The organism is Acinetobacter sp. 3657, assembly GCF_031456775.1.
Taxonomy (GTDB): domain Bacteria; phylum Pseudomonadota; class Gammaproteobacteria; order Pseudomonadales; family Moraxellaceae; genus Acinetobacter.
Genome location: NZ_JAVDVH010000022.1, coordinates 1 through 21,069, shown reverse-complemented (window position 1 = coordinate 21,069; position 21,069 = coordinate 1). Strand labels below are relative to the sequence as shown.

The 21,069-nt window shown below is 41.6% G+C and carries 18 protein-coding genes and 1 pseudogene; 9 read left to right on the top strand and 10 right to left on the bottom strand.

Annotation, left to right across the window (positions count from 1 at the left end; all coding sequences use genetic code 11):
• The first annotated feature begins 142 nt into the window (after nt 1–142).
• Nucleotides 143–3,634 (top strand): PAS domain-containing hybrid sensor histidine kinase/response regulator, encoded by a 3,492-nt coding sequence (locus J2Y37_RS15445; protein ID WP_349033377.1) that lies wholly within the window; start codon nt 143–145, stop codon nt 3,632–3,634.
• A gap of 419 nt (nt 3,635–4,053) precedes the next feature.
• A complete protein-coding gene (locus J2Y37_RS15440) occupies nt 4,054–4,815 on the top strand; it encodes a hypothetical protein (protein WP_004668132.1) in 762 nt (253 codons plus the stop codon).
• Nucleotides 4,816–4,869: 54 nt separating this feature from the next.
• Here the strand turns inward: J2Y37_RS15440 and J2Y37_RS15435 are convergent, their stop codons facing one another.
• The 3 genes from J2Y37_RS15435 to def all read right to left on the bottom strand — a co-directional run bounded on the left by J2Y37_RS15435 (nt 4,870) and on the right by def (nt 8,082).
• Complete coding sequence (locus tag J2Y37_RS15435) at nt 4,870–6,966, bottom strand: TonB-dependent copper receptor (RefSeq protein WP_349033376.1); 2,097 nt, start codon at nt 6,964–6,966, stop codon at nt 4,870–4,872.
• A gap of 103 nt (nt 6,967–7,069) precedes the next feature.
• The gene (locus J2Y37_RS15430) at nt 7,070–7,498 is read right to left on the bottom strand and encodes a DUF2946 family protein (RefSeq protein WP_349033375.1); all 429 of its coding nucleotides are present in this window, start codon (nt 7,496–7,498) and stop codon (nt 7,070–7,072) included.
• Between the two features lie 53 nt (nt 7,499–7,551).
• Nucleotides 7,552–8,082: a peptide deformylase gene (gene def, locus J2Y37_RS15425; RefSeq protein WP_004668129.1), complete on the bottom strand. Its 531-nt coding sequence runs from the start codon at nt 8,080–8,082 to the stop codon at nt 7,552–7,554.
• 125 nt (nt 8,083–8,207) lie between these two features.
• On the opposite strand from def, the gene J2Y37_RS15420 reads away from it, so the two are divergent.
• The 3 genes from J2Y37_RS15420 to J2Y37_RS15410 are packed head-to-tail and all read left to right on the top strand — an operon-like array spanning nt 8,208 to nt 11,120.
• The gene (locus J2Y37_RS15420; RefSeq protein ID WP_005194605.1) at nt 8,208–9,359 is read left to right on the top strand and encodes a LysM peptidoglycan-binding domain-containing protein; all 1,152 of its coding nucleotides are present in this window, start codon (nt 8,208–8,210) and stop codon (nt 9,357–9,359) included.
• 24 nt (nt 9,360–9,383) lie between these two features.
• Nucleotides 9,384–10,514, top strand: a complete 1,131-nt coding sequence (gene dprA, locus J2Y37_RS15415) for a DNA-processing protein DprA (protein WP_349033374.1) — start codon at nt 9,384–9,386, stop codon at nt 10,512–10,514.
• 36 nt (nt 10,515–10,550) lie between these two features.
• Nucleotides 10,551–11,120, top strand: a complete 570-nt coding sequence (locus J2Y37_RS15410) for a Sua5/YciO/YrdC/YwlC family protein (protein WP_349033373.1) — start codon at nt 10,551–10,553, stop codon at nt 11,118–11,120.
• 406 nt (nt 11,121–11,526) lie between these two features.
• Here J2Y37_RS15410 and J2Y37_RS15405 read toward each other — a convergent pair whose 3' ends face one another.
• Nucleotides 11,527–12,447 carry a DMT family transporter gene (locus J2Y37_RS15405; protein ID WP_349033372.1) on the bottom strand — a complete coding sequence of 307 codons (921 nt, stop codon included), beginning with the start codon at nt 12,445–12,447 and terminating at the stop codon, nt 11,527–11,529.
• Between the two features lie 101 nt (nt 12,448–12,548).
• Entirely contained in the window at nt 12,549–13,193 is a 645-nt protein-coding gene (locus J2Y37_RS15400; protein WP_349033371.1) for a TetR/AcrR family transcriptional regulator, read from the bottom strand.
• Nucleotides 13,194–13,338: 145 nt separating this feature from the next.
• Here J2Y37_RS15400 and J2Y37_RS15395 point away from each other — a divergent pair, with 145 nt between their 5' ends.
• The 4 genes from J2Y37_RS15395 (at nt 13,339) to J2Y37_RS15380 (ending at nt 16,768) form a co-directional block, all read left to right on the top strand.
• A complete protein-coding gene (locus J2Y37_RS15395) occupies nt 13,339–14,559 on the top strand; it encodes an MFS transporter (protein ID WP_004668121.1) in 1,221 nt (406 codons plus the stop codon).
• A 14-nt stretch (nt 14,560–14,573) separates the two neighbouring features.
• Complete coding sequence (locus J2Y37_RS15390; protein WP_349033370.1) at nt 14,574–15,347, top strand: helix-turn-helix transcriptional regulator; 774 nt, start codon at nt 14,574–14,576, stop codon at nt 15,345–15,347.
• A 99-nt stretch (nt 15,348–15,446) separates the two neighbouring features.
• The gene (locus tag J2Y37_RS15385) at nt 15,447–15,992 is read left to right on the top strand and encodes a glutathione peroxidase (RefSeq protein WP_004668118.1); all 546 of its coding nucleotides are present in this window, start codon (nt 15,447–15,449) and stop codon (nt 15,990–15,992) included.
• Between the two features lie 179 nt (nt 15,993–16,171).
• Entirely contained in the window at nt 16,172–16,768 is a 597-nt protein-coding gene (locus tag J2Y37_RS15380) for a hypothetical protein (RefSeq protein ID WP_349033369.1), read from the top strand.
• Here J2Y37_RS15380 and J2Y37_RS15375 read toward each other — a convergent pair.
• The 5 genes and pseudogenes from J2Y37_RS15375 to J2Y37_RS15355 form a co-directional block, all read right to left on the bottom strand.
• Entirely contained in the window at nt 16,765–18,924 is a 2,160-nt protein-coding gene (locus J2Y37_RS15375; RefSeq protein WP_349033368.1) for a hypothetical protein, read from the bottom strand. The genes J2Y37_RS15380 and J2Y37_RS15375 overlap by 4 nt on opposite strands.
• A 166-nt stretch (nt 18,925–19,090) precedes the next feature.
• Nucleotides 19,091–19,567 carry a hypothetical protein gene (locus J2Y37_RS15370; protein WP_349033367.1) on the bottom strand — a complete coding sequence of 159 codons (477 nt, stop codon included), beginning with the start codon at nt 19,565–19,567 and terminating at the stop codon, nt 19,091–19,093.
• Complete coding sequence (locus J2Y37_RS15365; protein WP_349033366.1) at nt 19,551–20,195, bottom strand: hypothetical protein; 645 nt, start codon at nt 20,193–20,195, stop codon at nt 19,551–19,553. Before J2Y37_RS15365 ends, J2Y37_RS15370 begins: the two co-directional genes overlap by 17 nt.
• A 136-nt stretch (nt 20,196–20,331) precedes the next feature.
• On the bottom strand, nt 20,332–20,751 hold the full coding sequence (locus J2Y37_RS15360) for a F0F1 ATP synthase subunit epsilon (protein ID WP_004668114.1): 420 nt from the start codon (nt 20,749–20,751) through the stop codon (nt 20,332–20,334).
• A gap of 27 nt (nt 20,752–20,778) precedes the next feature.
• Nucleotides 20,779–21,069: pseudogene (locus tag J2Y37_RS15355) on the bottom strand (F0F1 ATP synthase subunit beta); the annotation flags it as partial.

Genomic DNA, 21,069 nt, shown 5'->3' with positions numbered 1-21,069 from the left:
TCTATGGGATTCTTCACTATCCAACTTAGCAAGTTTATGATGATGCCGTAACTTAGACTTTGGTCGTTACAAGCAGATCTGTACGCTTCACTATGCCCACGCTTCGGGTATGATAAAAAATGGAATTGATCACGTGAGCAATATGAATAGCTGGCTTATTCTTGGCATACTCGCGCTTTATATCGCGCTGTTATTTGGCTGTGCATTTTTTGGAGAAAAACATGCCAGTCGACTCAGTACGCGTGGTCGAATGTTGCTGTTCAGCTTAACCCTAGGTGTATATTGCTCATCTTGGACATTTTATGGGGCAACTGGCGCAGCGGTTCGTGAAGGTGTGTTGTTCTTACCTATTTATCTCGGACCATTGCTATTTCTTTGGTTTGGTTATGATATTTGGAAACGCTTAGGACGTATTCGCCAATACCACTCGATTTCATCGATTGCCGATTTTATTGCTGCCCGTTACGGCAAAAGTGGCAGCTTGGCCGCCCTTGTAACCATTTTGGCTGTGATTGCAATTGTGCCCTATCTGGCACTCCAGCTACATGCGATTGCACTCAGTGCTGCGGTGATTCTTGATCAAAACGCCAATATACATACCACCACTAATAGCGTTCTGATGTTAACTGCGGTACTTGCAATTTTGGCGATGATTTTTGGCACACGACATATTGCTAACACCGAACAACACGGTGGTCTGATGCTGGCAGTCGCATTTGAGTCCTTCGTAAAACTGTTTGCATTACTCTGTGTAGCAGGATTTTTCTTATTACAATCGCCTGAGAATATTAAACAAGTCAGCAATGACGTCTCGGAGCATTTTTATAATTTACAACAACTCGGTGTACCCGAAACTTTTTGGGTGCAAACCTTACTCGCTGCACTGGCAATGATCTGTTTACCTCGCCAATTTCATGTCGCTGTGGTTGAACTCCGCGATGAGAAACATATTCGTGGCGCACGGCATTGGTTTGCGGCTTATTTAATTCTCACCATAATCGCCATCATTCCAATCGCCAGTTGGGCACTACATGCACTTCCTGAATCCCTTGGCTCTTCTGATATTGCCGTTTTAGCACTACCACTCAGCTACCAACAAGATTGGTTAGCATTATTGGCATTTTTGGGTGGTTTTTCTGCTTCAACTGGCATGCTATTGGTTTCATCAGTCGCACTTTCGATCATGCTCAGCAACGACTTGATCATGCCTGCGCTATGGCGCTTCAAAATTATTTCTCGACATGACCGACAGTTACCTAAAGTGCTCAAACTAACACGGCGGATCAGCATCCTGAGCGTGATGTTATTGGGTTTCTTATTTTTTAATTTCTTTAATGATATTAATCAGCTTTCGGTCTTCGGTCTGCTGGCATTTAGTGCCGTTGCACAGTTCGCACCCGCCCTCATTGGCGGACTATATTGGCGTGGGGCAAGCCGACAAGGGGTTTATGTCGGCCTGATTGTCGGTTTTGTAATGTGGAGCTACACGCTGCTTTTTCCGACTTTGCTGCGCAGCTTACCTGAACATTATCAAAACTTTGCACAACACATTTTGTTATTCGGGCCATTTGATATTCATGGCTTACGTCCAGAAGCACTGCTCGGCTTTGAATCTTTTGCGCCGCTGACGCATGGTGTGCTTTGGTCTTTGGGTCTCAACCTTGTCTTATATATTTGGATCTCGCGTCTTTATCGTCCCAGTGTTGCAGAACAGATTCAGGCAGAAAGCTTTTTTTATTATGAAAGCAAACCACTTCCCTCAGCGCAATCTGCGGCTGATCTGACGGATTTACATCAAAATGCAGCCCGCCTAAAAGTCGGTGACTTATTGGCTTTGGCGAAACGGATCACAGGCGAAAGACCAACGACCCAAGCCTTTCAACAATTCTCTGAACAAAATCATGTACTTTTAAATGAGAATCATGTTGCCAATGGCATGTGGTGGCGCTTTACTGAGCAATATCTTGCAGGGATTATTGGAGCAGCTTCTGCACGTACCTTGCTGACCACGGCCATGATCAACAATGGTTTAGCTTTGGGGCAAGTTGCCAATATTTTAGACCAAGCTTCACAGTGGCAACGTTTTAACCAAAACTTACTGATGACCATGATTGATCACATGACCCAAGGTGTGAGTGTGGTTGATAAGAATATGTGTTTGGTGGCATGGAACAATCAATATCTAAAACTGTTTGATTATCCTAAAGATCTGGTTTATGTCGGCTGTCCAATTGCCGATCTGATTCGCTATAACGCTGAACGTGGAGAATGTGGACCAGGCTCAGTAGAAGAACATGTCCGCAAACGGATTCACTGGATGAAAGTCGGCAGTGCACATGAGTTTGAACGTATTCGTAAAGATGGCTTGGTCATCCAAATGCGCGGCAACCCGATTAAAGGCGGTGGTTTTGTCACAACTTTTGCAGACATCACCGCGTTCCGTACCAATGAAGCTGTGTTAGAAGAACGTGTCCACGATCGCACACAACAACTGGCAGATGCACTGACTGAACAACAATTGGCGTTGGAACAGGCCGATAAAGCCAATCAATCCAAAAGTCGTTTCCTTGCGGCTGCCAGCCATGATTTATTACAACCGATGCATGCTGCACGATTGTTCAGTACAGCACTAGAGCAAAGCATACACTCGACTGAAGACCAACAAACCTTACAACAACTTGATCGAGCACTTTATGGTGCTGAAAGCATGTTATCCGCGCTATTAGATATTGCACGTTTGGAAGGTGGAACCATTCAACCCAAACGACAAGCCTATGCCTTGCATGATTTGCTCAATGATCTTGAACTGCAATTCAAATCCATTGCTGCTCAAAGAAACATTCAGCTCAAAGTCCATGACACCAAGTTTTGGGTCGATACTGACCCACAATGGATGCGGCGAATTATTCAAAATTTTGTCAGCAATGCGCTCCGCTATACCGCTCAGGGGCGTGTAGTCGTAGGCGTATTACGCTCCGCACAACGACCCAATCATATCCGGATCGGAGTTTGGGATACTGGGCCGGGCATAAACGAGCAACAACGAGTTAAACTGTTCCAAGAATTTGAACGTTGCGGGCACACATCACCTTGGGGAGAACAAGGTCTTGGACTGGGGTTGGCAATCGTACAACGCATGACCCATCTCTTAGATTTCCCCGTCCATGTACATTCCGAATTGGGCAAAGGCTCCTGCTTTATGATTGAAGTGCCGTTGACTGCAGCCACAAAGATACATACACCTGTCGTACCAACCACAGCACTACAACACACGGCTTATAAAGTTCTTTGTCTGGACAATGATGAAACTATTCTAGACGGGATGCGAACTTTACTCAGTAAATGGGGCTATCAAGTTTTCACCGCAACCGAACCGAAAGAAGCGCTACAACTCATCACACAGCATGATATTCAAGTCTGGTTGATTGATCAGCATTTAAATCATGATCAACGAGGTTTAGATTTTATTGAGCAACATCGGCCCGCACATGTTCCTGTGGCACTGATCACGGCGGATTCAGATCCTGAATTGCCACAACGACTGAAAAAACAGAATATTGTACTACTGAAAAAGCCACTCAAACCCGCAGGTTTACGCGCTTGGTTGTCAGGTTTAAAAATCTTGCCGATGTAATAGACTGCTTTCATCGTTATTTATACCCCCCTTGTATTTCACCATCGGCGAGAATGAGGAACGATTGAAGTTCCGCAAGGGGATTTATGAAAGAAGTCGAATAAATAGCATAATATTTTGAAACATAGGCAAAAACCATCAAAAATCTGCACTTTGGTTGCTAAAAAATTGACCGAAGTGCTCAAATAGTTTTTGACTATGGCAAAAATTTCCACTTACATTAGCGAACGATTGTACACTTACTTACAATTTCATAAGATATTGTTTTAATTATCATTTTATATCAAAAATCGCCATATAAGACTTTAGTCGTATTCTACTTGCTTTCTGAATAAAGCATAAATTTAGCGAATCAATAGAAACCTATTTGCACGTCTTTAGGGTTTCTCACAATAATACCGTCAGAAAGGAAATTGATCATGAATAGCCCCCAGCTTAGCTCTGAACATCGCTCGCAACAGTTTTATCGTCAATACAGCGCCAATGCACTCTTACCACAACTCAACTGGCAAACTATCTTTGCTCAAAACAAATTAAATGATACCCACTTACGCGCATTGAATACGCTGTATCAAGCGGCTGTTCCTCTGGCTTTAAATGTTTTCGATGAGCTGCATTTTGATGTATTCGCACCTGCTGCTTATCAGCCACAGGGTTTAGGTTTATTTGAAAAATTAGCCCAACAAGAAGAAATTTTCTTAAAAGCACTCGAAACTGAGTCATCTCATCTAGATCAAGATACTCGCCATCAAATGTGGAGCATGTTGTTACGCGGTGGTGCGGTACTGGTCTTTAAAGCGTGGTTGGGTCATGTAAAAGCAGGTGAAAATCAGCTCGATCGAACTCAATTTGATGAACTTTCAGATTTGCTTTTTATCAAAACACGCCCTGAAAATTTAGCGCAGCGCTTAAAAATTGAGAGTGATGCTGAAATTGAACATATTTTTTTAATGTATGAAAATGACGTCTTTTTAGATCACTTTAATAGTCTAGAAACCGCCGCATTATTTGTTGATTTAGGTGTATACGATGCTGCGTTTTTGAGTTTGCGTGATGACCGTGTTGCGGAATATCTCAAAGCCGAAGGCTATGTCACTCAAGAGCAGATTGATGATTTGCAATGTGCATTAAACCCACTGTATTGCGATAGTTTAATGCCAAAACAAGATTGTTTGGCTTAGATTTCCTATTTTAGAATAAAAACAAGGTGGGCTGTCCACCTTGTTTTTTGTTGCTTAGAACTTCATGCTCATGCGCATCCAGTAATTCCGTCCAATATTATTAAACTGTTCACTGGCGCCATATCCAAACATGGACGCACCCGCTTTATTGAGATGTTCGGTGTAGGTCTTATCCAAGACATTATCGACACCAACTGATACATCAACCGTATCTGTTAACTTATATGTCCCATTCAAAGCCAAAGTATCGAACGCTTTACTTGGATTCATGTCATAGCCAACCACATTTCCTTCATTTAGGCTAATACGATTTTGTTTAGCAACCACACGCCATAATAGCCCTAAACTATATTTCTCCTCGACATAGCGAAGATTAATACGCCCTTCTAAAGGTGCAATTTGCGGCAAAGCACGATCATCCGAAGTGTTTTTACCCCAAGCATACATCGTTGATACATCGGCTTGGATCTGATCATTAAACTGATAACCCACGCCTGCTTCAGCACCTGCAATGGTTGCATCAACATTCCGCGCTAAAGGTTTTCGCTTATCAGGCGTATGATATTCCAACAAAATGAAATCTTTAATTAAACCTGCATAGGCAGAAGCCCACGTATTCCATGCACCATGTTCCGCTTGAAAACCAATATCGAGCTGTGCCGTACGTTCATTGTTCAAATTGTCTAAGTTATCGATCATACGATAGGTGGTGACACCCTTCATATCGGTTGTTCCGACCCCACGATCTGTTGAAGTACTATACAACTCCCAAAAATCAGGGGTGCGTTCAACATAGCCCACGCCTGCATAGCTTTTCACACCATGTTCAGGAAACGCTTTTTCAATACGGATAAAGCCACTTGGTACGGTATCCTTGCGGTTTTTACCATTTTGAAGTTGATCAATTTTGACTTGATCAACACGCGCACCTGCAATTAACTTTTGGTCAGGATCAATATTATAGGTCCATTCAGTAAACGCACCATAAGACTGGAACTTTAGATTTTCAGCATAAGGCGAACTCATTCTAGGCATGGCATACATCACCATGTCACCACCATGCTTGTTATGCTGGCTATCCAACCCTGAAACCACGCTGAATTTATCCCAATCTGTCGTGACTGCCAAACGGGTATTTAAAGTACGGCGATCGACACGCATCGACATTTTATTCGGTACCGTCATCTGCATGCCGTGCATATTCATACTGGTCATCGGCGGGGTACGTAAACTAAAATTATCCATGATGTGATCGTTATAACTATAGTCCACTTGTGCTTGGACTTTTTTAATCACGTTGTTCAGATTTTTCTGTTCCGCATGGAGTGCCAAACTTTCACGTTTAAATTGCGAGCCATCCATACCACGACCTGCATAAGCAGCTTCACCATCACCTTTGCCTGCACGTAATTCCAACCAAGCGTCCTCAGTCGGTTTCCAGCCTAAGGCAAGATCCGCCCCCCAACGCTCCCAATTGGAATGAACGTTTTTCCCGTCACCATCTTGATAATCATCCGCCACAGAGCGATTGGCATTCAAACGTGCATATTTCGTTTCATCACCAATTGCAGTTTCAACATTATGATCTAAACGTCCGTAAGAACCGACCAATACACTGACTTGACCACGATAGGGTTGATCTTTGCTTAGTTTTTCAGGCTGACGTTCAAAAATCACCGTGGCAGCAGAGCCAGGCGTTGCATATTGAACCGTTTGCGGTCCTTTAATCACCGTAATTTGGTCAAAACTTTCAGGTTGAATATAAGAGGTCGGTGCATCCATACGTGATGGACAAGCACCTAAGTTTTCACTGCCATCCACCAACATTTTAATACGCGAACCAAACATACCACGGAAGGTAACATCGCCATTGCTGCCTCCATTTTTAATGGCACTGAATCCCATAATGCTTTGTAAATAATCTGCACCATCGGTTGCAGGTACAGGCTGAATCGGTTGCTTAGGATCGGCTTGAATGACCAATCCGTTGCTCTGATTGGGTTGTTGTGCAGTGATGACGATCGGTGCAAGAACAACTTGAGCAGGTTGGTGCGTTGATTGAGTTTCCGTACTTGCCCACACCATCGCGGTATTTGAGACAGCAAGCATCGCAACCATAAGCGGTTGTAATAAAAATTTAGGCTGAGCCATAAGAGCTTTCCCTTAAAACATAAACACGGCTTGAGCTTGCAAAATCACATTTACAAACTCTCGTAACGGCGAAATGGATTCGCCCTATTTAAAAAGCAATGATTTATGCAAAGTGTGGCGGGGCTCGCCCTTGTGGCAATAAAAACAGTTGTTGTAGCGCAAAATAAACATGCCTAAAGGCATGTTGATAGGCCACTAAACGGATCTGAATCCGAACCAAGACCTCTTTAATCCCCAACTCAGGTGGCAGGATCAAGTTGGCATAGACAGTACAATACTGACATTGATGAATCGGATCATGATGATCATGTTGCGGCATCGAGACTTGAGTATGTTCAAGTTGATGTGGGTGATGATGCGAAGAATGTACGGCTTGGCTTGATAGGACTTGTATTTTAGGTAATAGCAAAGCTTGGGTAATGGTTTCACACACAGGTGCGATTTGATATTGCTTCGGAAGTAATGGCTGCAAAAATACCGCGATCTGTAAACAGACCGCGGCGAATGCAAACAGGAAACCACAACGAAACAAAGTAAAAATCTCCCCTACCCCCTCTTTACTAAAGAGGGGAACTCTATTTTGGCTTAACGTTTAACTGCCACTTTCTCTTTTTCACGCTGGCGAACCAATTTTTCCACTTTTTCACGGGCACGCTGACGTTTTAATGGCGATAAATAATCCACAAAAAGTTTGCCATTTAAGTGATCCATTTCATGTTGGATGCAAACAGCGAGAAGTTCGTCAGCTTCTAACTCAAATGCTTGACCTTCAAGGTTAATTGCTTCGATTTTTACGCGTGACGGACGCTCAACTTTGTCGTATATTTGAGGCACGGAGAGACAGCCTTCTTCATAAGGCTGAGTATCTACAGTCAGCGGAGTGACTTTGGGGTTAATGAACACCATCGGTTGGTTTTTCTCTTCAGAGATGTCCATAACAATAAGCTGAATATGATGATCAACCTGAGATGCCGCTAAACCTATACCCGGTGCCTCGTACATGGTTTCAAGCATATCTGCTGCAAGCTGACGAATATCATCAGTGACTTCTTCGACTGGCTTGGCAATGGTGCGAAGGCGGGGATCAGGAAAACTTAGAATAGGTAATAAGGCCATACTGACATCCTCAACTTATGCCGTTGATCAGAAAACCGACTGAAGGGAATGCTTGATCAAAAAAAAATGTGGGTAATGTCGTTATTATAACGCAACTACGCACATAATTTTTAGGAATTATGATAATGAAAAAGGTTTTAAACGGCATACACTCATTTCATGCCTTGGGGTTAAAAAAACAACTGATTGCCGTGGCAATTTGCGCGGGATTGGGGATGAGCGTCAATATCGCACATGCTGCAAGTCCAAACGTTAGCCCTCCTGCTGTCAAAGCAGGTGCACCCCATGTTTATGTGGTGAAAAAAGGTGACACACTTTGGGATATCTCAGGCAAGTTTTTAAGCAAACCTTGGCGTTGGCCAGAAATTTGGGCAAGCAATAAACACGTGAAAAACCCACACTGGATTTATCCAGGTGATCGTCTGTTATTGTGCACATTGAACGGCAAACCTTTAATTGGCAAAGATGAGGGCGATGGCTGTGCTGGGATCATTCGTCGCCACAGTGGCAATACCTCAACCTTACGTCCACAAGTTCGTGTTGAAGCTCTAAATAATAGTGTTCCCGTGATTCCACTGGCGCATATTCAACAATGGTTAGAACGCACCTCGATTCTTCCAGTAGACACCATTGCTCATACTCCATATATTTTGGGTACAGCTGACAAGCGCGTCCTTGCTGGTAAAGGTCAAAGTGTCTATGTCCGTGGTAAAGGGCTAGAAAATGGTCAGCGCTATGGCGTATTCCGCGAAGGCGAACCCTACATCATTGTTGATGAGCACGGTAAAAAGCAGAACCTCGGCATCGAACTCACTCAAGTGGCTTCAGGTGTTGCCATTCGCAATGAAAATGACATCACCACAGTTGAATTAACCGATAGCTACAATGGTGAAGTGCGTCGTGGCGATCGTGTCATGGCTGAACAAGATGCAATGTTGCCGACCTTGTTCTATCCAACAGATGCAAATCAAGTCAAAGATGGTGGTAAAATCATTCGTGTCATGGGTTCAATTGGGACTGCTGCTAAAAATGGTGTCGTCACCGTTGACCGTGGTACAAATGATGGCATTGAAATCGGACAAGTGTTTCATGCTTATCAAGACGGCGAAACCGTCAAAGATCCTAAAACCAAAGAAACGGTTAAATTACCTGGACAATATGTGGGTAATGTCATGATCTTTAAGAGCTTTGATCGTCTTAGTTATGCCTATGTACTTGAAAGCGATTTACCAATTAAAGTCGGTTCAAACATCAAACCACCTCGTCTTGAAGACTAGTTGATGACTGAGCACTGATCTGAAATGTTGAATCAACTATCACCTCATCACTACCACACTGTATTGTTGTGGTATTTGGTTCAACATTCGCTTTCTAGTTTCAAAAAAGTCATCCACTATTTTGGGGATTGTGAACAAGCCACCCAAGCGCATCGCTTTTCGGAATGGCAACAACTCGGCTTACATGCCAATCACTTAAAACGCGTAGAAACATTCCAAACAACTCAAGGGCGACAACAGTTTGAACAACTGGTTCAACTGATTTGTCAACATAGCGATTTTATTCTAACTCCTGACGATATCGGCTATCCCACCCAACTTTTACCTTATGCTGATCATCCACCAATTTTATTTGGACAAGGTCAAGCGCAAGCGCTGTTACAACCACAAATTGCCATGGTTGGCAGCCGAAAGCCCAGTCCACATGGGCGACAAGTCGCTTATGATTTTGCCTATTATTTAAGTGAAAAAGGTTTTTATATTAGCAGTGGTTTAGCACATGGCATCGACCAAGCCGCGCATCAAGGCGGACTCGCTCATCAGCGCACCATTGCCGTCGTCGGCACAGGTTTAGATACCGTTTATCCAGCGCAAAACAAACAACTTGCGCAACAGATTATTCAGTCAGGTGCGATTGTGACCGAATTTCTACCCACCACAATGCCTTTACAACAACATTTTCCACGGCGTAACCGTATCGTCAGTGGTTTAAGTCTCGGTGTGGTCGTGGTAGAAGCTGCATTAAAAAGTGGTTCTCTGATCACCGCAAACGAGGCGGCTCATCAAGGCAAGATGGTCTTTGCGATTCCCGGACATATTTATAGTGAGCACCATCAAGGCTGCCACCAACTGATTCGTGAAGGCGCGATTTTGGTCGATCATCCTGAGCAAGTGATTGAAGATTTGGCTTTGCCCACCCAATGGCAAGCACAACAGCAACACGCTGAAAAACCGAATACCACCACACCGAATCTCCCCTCTCATTTGATCGGACTCTATCAACGCTTAGACTGGGTCGGACAAGACTTGGATCAACTTGCTCAAGCCAACCAAGCTGCAATTTCAGAGTTAACAGCACAATTGATGGAACTTGAGTTATTAGGTTTATGCACACAACAAGCTGGACGCTATTTACGTTGTCGCCCAATGCTTTAAACTAAGCTTCTCTTATTAACACTCTGCACACCTCACATGATAACGTCCTCAATCTCTGAAGCCGCTCAGCTCCTCAAACAAGGTCAAGTACTGGCATATCCGACAGAAGCTGTTTGGGGATTGGGCTGTGATCCATTCAATGAGCAAGCTTTTCAACAGATTCTTGAACTCAAACATCGCCCGATTGAAAAAGGCGTGATTTTACTGGCGGGGCAAATCGCACAAGTCGAACATTTATTACAAAGTTTGACTCCCAAAATACGTCAGCAAGTGATCAACAGTTGGTCTAACCGCACACCAGTTGAGCGCGCAACCACGTGGTTACTGCCTGCTGATCAACAGGTTCCAACATGGATTAAAGGGCAACATCCTTTGGTTGCCGTGCGTGTCACCACCCATCCGCTGTGTGTCGAGCTGTGCAACGCTTTTGGTGGCTTTATTGTCTCGACCAGTGCCAATCCCGCAGGTTTAACCCCTGCACATCGTTTAGAACAGGCGCAAGGCTATTTTGGTTCTGCATTGCATTATCTTGACGGTGCTTTGGGACAAAGCCAAGAACCGAGTCGAATTTTAAATGCGCTCACTGGCGAAGTGATTCGGGCATAAAACAATGGATAAAAATGAGCCAAAACGCGGACAAAAAAAAGCTCAGTTATATAGGGATAACTGAGCATAAAAAGGATGTGTATAATCACATCCAGAGGGTTCGTAAATTCGGCAAGCAATCTAAACACTAAAATGTATCAATTTGCTTCTGTGCTTATTATGGATCAATCATCTCATTTATACAAATATATTATTTGCCGTGCAAAAAAGGTGAAAAGCGTACCAATTTTGTCACTTCTATATTTTCAATAAAATTATATTTCTATTTTTATTCAGCTTTTTTTTGATCACAAATTTAGCATTTCTTAAAAATATACGTTTAATTTCAAATAGAAAGAATTGTCTTCATATCTATTATTTTGCGTGTTTGTCTATTTTTTAAACAAACACGCATTTTAAATACATCTTAAATCGTCGGCTTTAACACTTGGGCTGATAATTTCACGGTTTTTTTCTGTGCCATAACGATACCTGCAAGAATCATCGCCCCTCCAACAGTATGATAAATCGTCCAGCTTTCTACCAACCAAAAACTGGCAATAATGGCAGTAAACACTGGCATCAAATTCATAAAAATACTGGTTCGGTTTGGACCGATCGATTGCACAGCAAGCATCCATAATAATGGTGCAATCAATGATGGAAACATACCTGCATACAATACACTTGCGGCATTGTCAGCATTGATGCGGTCTAGCCCAAACCACAGTAAAAATGGCAGGTGGTACAACAACGCAAATGCAATTTGTACATATAAACTGGTCATTAAGGGCAATTGCAGTTGCCATTTTTTTAGGAATACACCATAGAAGGCATAGAAACCAACAGCAACGACCATCACCGCATCGCCCCAGTGCCCGCCTTGGGCAAATAAACTGGAAATATGCCCTTGGCTCATGACATAAATCAAACCTGCAAATGACAACAGACTACCGAAGATCGCAAAACGATTCGGTCGATCTTTCAAAATCAGATAAGAAATAAATATGGTAAATACAGGAACAAAAGCATTCACAATACCCATATTGGTGGCAGTGGTATAATGTGCCGCGGTATAAGACAAGCCTTGGTATAACACCATACCAAATGCACTCAATATGGCTAACTTACCGATTAATGGGCGAATTAAAGTGCGTTGCTGCCAAACTTTCGGCAACATAAACGGTGTCAAAATAAGAAAAGCCACAAACCACCGATAAAAACTAATACTGACAGGTGAAATCAGATCAGCCACATAACGGGTCACCACAATATTCAATGACCAAATTAAGACCGCAATCAAGGGCAACACAAATGCCCATTTTTGATATTTTGTTAACTGACCCATCACTTGTCTCACAATATTTCAGCAATGTGAGTATTGTGAAAGATGTCCAAATTAATTGAAATATCGTATTTCAGACATTTATATCGCAGTTACGACATCCTTTAGAATAGCTCCCAAGCACGCATGGCGTGTTCAACCACTTTGTGCAACTGTGCGACGGTTGCCCCGTCTCTTGCTTGTATGGTTAAACCTTGCAAAACCGTTGCGTAGAAATCAGCCATTTCTGCTAATGGGGCTATTGCTTTCAAATCACCATCAGAAACACCTTGCTGTAAACGTTGCAACATTTTTTGTTTGGTTTTCAATCGCTTTTCAAGAATATTGTGTTGTATCGCTTGGGTATTATCAGAACAATTCATGGTTGCAACCACCAGCATACAACCCGAAGGTTTATCGGGTTGCGCTAGACGTTGTACATTGTCATAAAGAAAAAGTTCAAAAGCCACCTTTGCGGTTTTGGCTTCTAAAAAAATTGCTTCAATTGGACAAGCTTCATGGGCGAGATAGTAATCAATACATTTATAGAATAGCCCTGTTTTATCGCCAAAACTACTATAGAGGCTCGGAGCTGTAATCGTTAAAGCCTGAGTTAAATCGCTAATCGAAGTCGCTTCATAGCCATGTTCCCAAAATAACAACATCGCCGTTTCTAAAGCCTGCTGCTCATCAAAACACTTTGGGCGTCCACGCTTCTTTTTTAGCGTGTCATCACAAGGTGACGGCAGAGACATATCTGGATGAGTCATAAGGGTCACAAATATTTTTATAACGTTCACTATAAAATAATTGACTGATTGGCTTTTATCAACTATTTTATTTTTTAACGATCGTTATAAAATATTACTCATTTTCAAATTTTATTGTTATCTTACTAACAATAAAGGAATTTTTATGGAAAACTCCCTTTCTAGCGAAATACCCCCCATTCAGTCAAGCCAAACACAAGGCAATTGGTTTGCACTTCTATCCGTGACCCTCAGTGCTTTTGCCTTGGTCACAGGTGAGTTTCTTGCCGTTGGGGTACTGAATGAAATCGCGCGTGATTTTCAGATTTCTGTGGGCACAGCAGGTCTCACCGTTTCTTTAACTGCGGTTGTCGGGATGTTTGCAGCAGTACTCATTCCTGTGTCTGCCAAAACACTAGATCGGCGGCCGCTGTTACTAATGTTAACCTTGTTGATGATTCTCGCGAATTTCATCACGGCATTTGCACCAAATTTCACGCTTTTACTGCTCGGACGAATTATTTTAGGGATTGCGATTGGTGGCTTTTGGGCAACAGCAGTTGCTTTGAGTGGTCGTCTTGCCCCACCACATTTACCTATTGCTAAAGCAACCGCATGGGTCGCGTTCGGTGTCACGCTGGCGAGCGTACTGGGTGTGCCAATGGGTACGTGGCTCGCGCAATATAATGGATGGCGTACATCTTTTACAGTCATTTCATTAATGGGGATTTTGCTTTTTATCTTCCAATACTTGTACCTACCTCAATTAAAACCATCTTCTTCGCTACGCTGGAAAGAACTCCCAATCCTCGTACAACATCCCGCTGCTCGTAAAGGACTGATTATTTTTATCTTTATGGGTTTTGCACACTTTGCCGTTTATAGTTATTTTTCTGCCTTTTTTAAGCACCAGATTGACTTTTCTGACGGCCTGATTAGCCGTTTACTTCTGGTATATGGAATTGCAGGAATTTTTGGCAATATCTTTGCGGGTTATCTCGGACAAATTAATATTCGCTATACTTTTGCAGTCAGTGGCGTTGCCTTCTTTTTGGCATTTTTAAGCCTCCCTATGTTTGGCACACATATCATGGTCGCGATCGTACTGACAGCGTTGTGGGGCTTTGCCTATGGCATCATCCCAACGGCGGTAAATATCTGGATGTTTACACATGCACCTGAAGCGGTTGAAAAAGGTATGCCGATGGTTACATTGACCTTCTTAATTTTGATTGCTTTAGGCAGTATGTTTGGCGGAATCATTGTCGATCATTTTGATGGCACGATCTTGTTTTTTGCTATGCTCCCTCTGGTACTCTGTTCTCTGGTATTGATTTTTACCCTCGCACGCGGTTTAAATAATCCTAAACTCACCTGCGAAAATTAACATGAGCGCCCACAATGAAGCATGATGTCGCTGCACAACTTCCCTTTCTAAATGGTATCGAAGTACATGAATTTCTTTATCAGAAAGATGATGTTGTCAGTCCTCATACTTCACTTTGGGGTGACTTTAATTTTAGTTTGAACGGTACTTTAGAATTTGACATTGAAGGAAAGTACTATTTATCACCACCCAGTTATGGGCTTTGGCTACCACCGCGTACCGAACACCAATCTTTGCCTGTTGAACATGAAATTCATTATATTTGTATTCGGATACACCCTAAATTCGGGCAGTTTTTAGGTAATAGCTGTCGTTGCTTTAGTATCGAACCTTTTTTTCGTGCTTTGATCGTGCAGATTTTAGAACAACAAAAACAAGCGGCGCAGCCTGAATACCTTGAACATTTACTGCAAGTTTTATTTGATCAACTCAAACAAGCCCCAGCCCATTCGCACTATTTGCCACAAAGCAGCCACCCAATTTTGGCACCGATTTTAGAAAAATTATCCGATCCTGATTTATTCAACATCAGCTTACAGCAAATTTTACAAAACTTTTCTGTCAGCGAGCGTCATGTACTACGCTTGAGTCAACAAGAGTTACAACTCTCATTATCCGAATGGCGTAATCGAGCGAAAATCATTTTTGCGATTCACCAAATCCGCCAAGGCATGACCATTAAACAACTAGCCTTTGCATTGGGTTATCACCATAGTTCGAGCTTTATCGAATTTTTTAAACGTTATACGGGGCAAACGCCGATTCAACTTAAAAATGCGACGATATAAATATTATTTGTATGTATTCATATCAATAGCATTGCACTCTAAAAGATTAGCAGTTAAAACAAACAAGTGATTTCACAACAACAAATTAGGACACACTTCATGAGCCAATCGGTTTATCACATCCCTGTTCAGGATATCAAAGGTCAAGACGTTGATCTCGATCAGTATCAAGGCAAAGTTCTACTGATTGTTAACGTTGCTTCAAAGTGTGGTTTAACACCACAATATGAAGGGCTAGAAAAACTCTATCAAGCAAAAAAAGAACAAGGTTTAGAAATTTTAGGCTTCCCTGCCAACAATTTCTTAGAACAAGAACCGGGTTCAAATGATGAAATCCAACAATTCTGTTCTCTCAACTATGATGTGCATTTCCCATTATTTGCCAAGATCTCAGTCGCTGGCGATGATAAACATCCTTTGTACCAGACCTTAACCCAAGCGATACCAGAACGTACTGGCGAAGGCCCTTGGTGGAAAGATCTGGTTGATTATGGTCTAACACCAAATAATCCACCTGAAGTGTTATGGAATTTTGAAAAATTCTTAGTCAATAAGAATGGTGAGATTGTGGCTCGTTTTGCGCCAGATATTACCGCAGATGATGAGCGTATCGTGACTGCAATTGAAGCTGAATTGGCAAAGTAAATTAAAAAAACCAAAGGGAAGGATCATGTTGCGTTCCTTCTCTTTTCCAGAAGAAAAACGCTCCCCTTGTTATTTTATTTGTTTGACTAAAATGTTAATGAATTGCAAAAATCACATTTTTCTTCATACTTTCTCATTATAGTGACGATCTTCTCATATTTTGGTGCAGTTCAGCCACGATGAAAAATCTAGCCATCAAAGCCATTTTCTCTGCAACAGTACTTGTTACTGCATTCGCGTTCGTCGGTTGTGATCAAGTGCCTCAAGAAAACCATCAAGTTGCTGAACCAAACACTGAGTTTGACTCAAACATCAGTACCGATGATGCCAATACAACAACACCGCAAGATATTCAAAAGCTAAGCAGTGGCAACCTATTTAATATGGTACGTGACGTTGCACAACTACAGCTAAAAACTGATGATTATACGACTCTGCTCAAAAGCTCACAAAACCAGCTTGAGCAAGCGATTCAAGAAAAGAATACCCAGCAACTGCAAAATGCAACGGCAGATCTCAAACAAAATTTGCATGCTTTACACGATACCTTACAAGCACTTCAACTAAAGAGTCATGAGGTCGATCAAATTCGTCAGAGTCTACTTAATGCAAATCAACAACTTTTAAAAATGCCCATCCTTCATGGCGAACTGGATATTAGCCAATTAGACCTTGAAAAAATTGAGCAGCAATTCAATCGTATTCAAATGGATATGCTTAAACTGGCAACACTTATATTAGGAAAAACGGATACTGAAACCCAGACAGATATCTAAATCTGCATTGTTTGCATCTGATAAGCGGGTTTAGCAACATCATTCGATGCATGTTGAACATTTGATAAGTGCAAACCATGTTGTGTCGTCTGTTTATATTTTATGAGTTCGGCATTGAGTTGAATGACACGTTGTTTTAATTCAATCGACATAAACTGATCTGACTGTGCCAGAGCAACCCAGCCTGCTTGTACTCTGCGCTTAGGATTTTCATAAGCAAGTTGTTGTTGCATCCATTGATGCAATTTCAATGCACGTTGATAAGCTTCAAATTTATACGCAAATAAAGTCGTGGAAATCACCGCTTCAGGTATTTTACCCATCAGCTTCATCTCAATTTGTCGAAGTTGATACGCATATAAATCAACGCGATATTTTAAAAGATTGTGATTAAACCATTCGGCAAAATCAATGAGTAAGTCCATCATCTGATTGCACTGTGCAACCAATTGTTGTTTTTCTTGCAATGGTTTTGCTTGCTCAACTTTTTGCACGCGCCAAGTACGATAAACAGCGAATCCGCTGACAACAAAAGCACCGATAGACCCCGAAACAAGTCCTCCAATCGCAGCGCCGATCGCCAAACTATTTTTGATCACGGAGTTGGATTGTTTATAAGCTAAATATGGACGGGAAACTGGCTGAGCTTGTGAGGCAGAAAAATTACGATACACCGCAAAGCCTGTATTCATCAGTGGAATTGAAACAAAGTCATCAACTCCAACCACATGTTGCAAACTGGTTTGGGCGGTGCGTTGCACGGACTCATAACTCAATGCCAGATCAGCAAAAACAGAAGCATATTTCTCTTGCAGATGCGCCAATTCAATATTCACAATAATCGCAATATGCGGGTGACTTTTTGCAAAGGACTCTACTGCATCCGATGCTAAAGTACACTTCACCTGCATCGGTGTACCATCTACAATCAAGTCAAAACCTGCTAAGTGAGCATGTTCTGCAAACTCAATCGTATGTCCCTGCTGGCTTAGGTTATAGGCGACTTGTTGCTTTGCCAAATAAGAGGATAAGCGTGTCAGAGCTGCATCATGATCATCATCAGGCGCTGGAATTTGTTTTAGATTATAAAAAGCATCAGGATGACCTTTGGACGCGGTGACCAAGGCATCCAAAACTAAGGGATTGATCTGTAAGTAGTTCCAGATAAAACCCAGACGATAATGCGCAGGATGAATACCACTGACCAATTTTAAGTCTCTACCTGTTAAAATTTTCTGCAAAGCATCATTGGCCGCTTTATGCCGATCCAAGCTCACCACAAGCTCACTGTTATTTAACAGCTTCGGTGCACTTTCAATCACATTTTTATAGTAAGGCACGATAAACGCATGGGTGACCAACCAATGGTTTAAAGAATGACCCATATATTTTAATCGGTATTGTAGATCGATCAGTAGCTTGGTTGATTCAACTGGACTGGATTGTAAGCGCTCAGGCAACATCAATGAAACAGCCCACTGGGTTAACTGCTCATGTTTCGCTTGTTGCTGGATATGTTCTAAATTTCCCAAGTGCTGTAAGGCATCAACCGCATCACGATTACCCTGCTCATTGTGATGACGATTTCGACTCAATAGGCAGTGTATAAAATCATAATGAACACTTTCAGGCTGAATGGCTTGCTGCTGAAATACGATACGGTAGTTTTCAATTGCTGCTGACCAATCCTCTAAACGCTGATAAAAAGCAGCTAAAGCATACTTAATCTCAACATCATCATATTCAGCGTGTAATTGCTTCAAGATACTTAATTTTAGCGGGCTATCTTTACAGTTTGCTAACTGTGTTACCGTTTCATCGCGTTGTTGCTCGCTAAAGCCTTGGGTCAAATATTGCAGGCGAAATGCCACGCATTGTTCAAACCAAGCAAAACGATGGGCATGTTGCTGATAAGCAGGTATAAAAACTTGATGAATCAATGTAATTAAACGTAATGAGCAATTTATTTCTTCTGTAGTATCGTGTTGAAAATGCCATGTTTTAGGCAAAGTGACCTGAAGTAGATGGCTGTATAAGCCCGCAGTTAATTCAGGTTGAGCAAGTGTGACCAACTTCAATTGATCTTTTACAGAAAAATGATGTCCCTGTTGTTCAATACGATCCAAGCGCAACTTTAAGACATTACTTGCTAACATATTTTTCCTAATTTTTTATTCAATATACTCGTTATTTATTGCTTAGCGTGACGTGATCCATATCGCACCAAGTCTTCATCATATTATGTTTTTAGATAATAAAAAAGCACCTTCAAAGTCGATATCAAGATCAACTTTAAAGGTGCTTAAATTGGATTTATATCTTTTAATTACATTTAGGATCGTTACCCAAGGCTCTTAATTGCTCTTGTTCAAACCTTTTTTTGGCCAATTCAACGTTTTTATTATTCGTCAAAAGTTTAGCTTTCGACAAATATAAAGTTAACAATGTTTGCTCATCTGGAATTTCTTTCAAAATAACCTGAGAAACATAAGTCCCAAAATTGGCTGTTGCAGTAATCGTCCCTTGATGCTTTTCACGTTCAAGCTTTGAATCAATCGCAACATAACTCATATCATTTGGAACTGGGCTTTTATAAGCTACACATCGATCATAAGCACGCTTTAAATTCGCATAAGCATCAACATAATTAATCTTTAGTTCTGCTTTATGCCCACCGTCAATAGACTGTTGAACAAGCTGCGATTCAGATGTAGGCAAAAGCATTCTGGCACACCCACTCGACACCAGAATTGATAAGAATAGACTGAGTTTTAATATAGATTTAGTAAATTTTAACACGCTTCAAACTCCCCTGTGGAATACCTTCTACAATTTTATTTTTTATCACAATATATTCTGGCTCATTTGGTTTAAACCTTTGATCTACATCATATTCTGCAATAAATAATCTTGAGCCTGCCTCTTTAGTATAATCACGCCCAATCACATATTTCTTGTCTTTCTCAAACTTAACATTCTTTATTTCAGTATAGTCATTGCTATTTCTAAAACCATTGATAATGACTAAGTCATGAATACCTACTGGAACTTTTAGATCTTGCTGAGCAAGTTCAGTTAAAAGTACATTTTGAGGGTGAAATATAATAGATTTTGCTACTTTTACTCGATGCTCATCAATCGTATGAATCATATAAGGACGTGGAGTGAAAGAATCATATGTTTGGTACACGCTATATGGAAAAGTCCGGACCTCTGCATAATTTTGATTTGGGTACCTTTCTAGCAATTGATCACTATACTTCTGAATTTTATCAGCCTTACTCGCATTATTAGGGATATCTAAATAACGGTCTTGCTTTGCTTCCGCAATGATCGGTAGCATGCCAATAGTGCTACCTTCAGGAGTTTTAGTGACTGCACACCCTGCAAAAAAAACTGTTAAAAATATCGGGAGCAAAATTTTCATTATGGTATTTCTCATTTGATTATATAATGCGTGACGCACTTTATATGAAAATGACAATTATTTAAATATTCTTTTTAAGTTATTTTTCCATAAAAAAAGCCACCTGACGGTGGCTTTTTTTATCTCAAATCAGCAATTACATTGCACGATTTTTGATTTTACGAATCGTTTCAAGCTGAGCTGCTGTTTCAGCAAGCGAAGCAAGTGCAGCAGCAGAGTCCAAATCACTCTTTTGATTCGCCAACAATTGTTCAGCTTGTTTACGAGCTTCCAAAATTGCTGCTTCATCTAAGTTGTCGGCACGGATTGCAGTATCTGCAAGCACGGTCACAACATGAGGTTGAACTTCTAACACGCCGCCTGATACATAAACAATTTCTTCTGTACCATTTTCCAACTGAACACGAATCGGTCCAGGCTGGAGTAAAGTTACAAGTGGAGCGTGCCCAGGTAAAATACCAAGCTCACCACCTGCACCTTTAGCGATCAACATCGTTACTGTGCCAGAGTAAATTGACTCATTCACACTTACGACATCACATTGCATCGTCGCCATGAGAACCTCCTAAATTAGAGTTGCTAATTAAAGTTTCTCGGCCTTAGCAATCACTTCGTCAATACCACCCACCATGTAGAACGCTTGTTCTGGGATGTGATCGTATTCACCAGCTAATAGACCTTTAAAGCCACGAATGGTTTCTTTAAGCGATACTAATTTACCAGGTGCACCAGTGAACACTTCAGCAACGTGGAATGGTTGAGAGAAGAAACGTTGGATTTTACGCGCACGGTAAACAACCAACTTATCTTCTTCAGCCAATTCATCCATACCCAAGATCGCGATGATGTCTTTAAGCTCTTTATAACGTTGCAA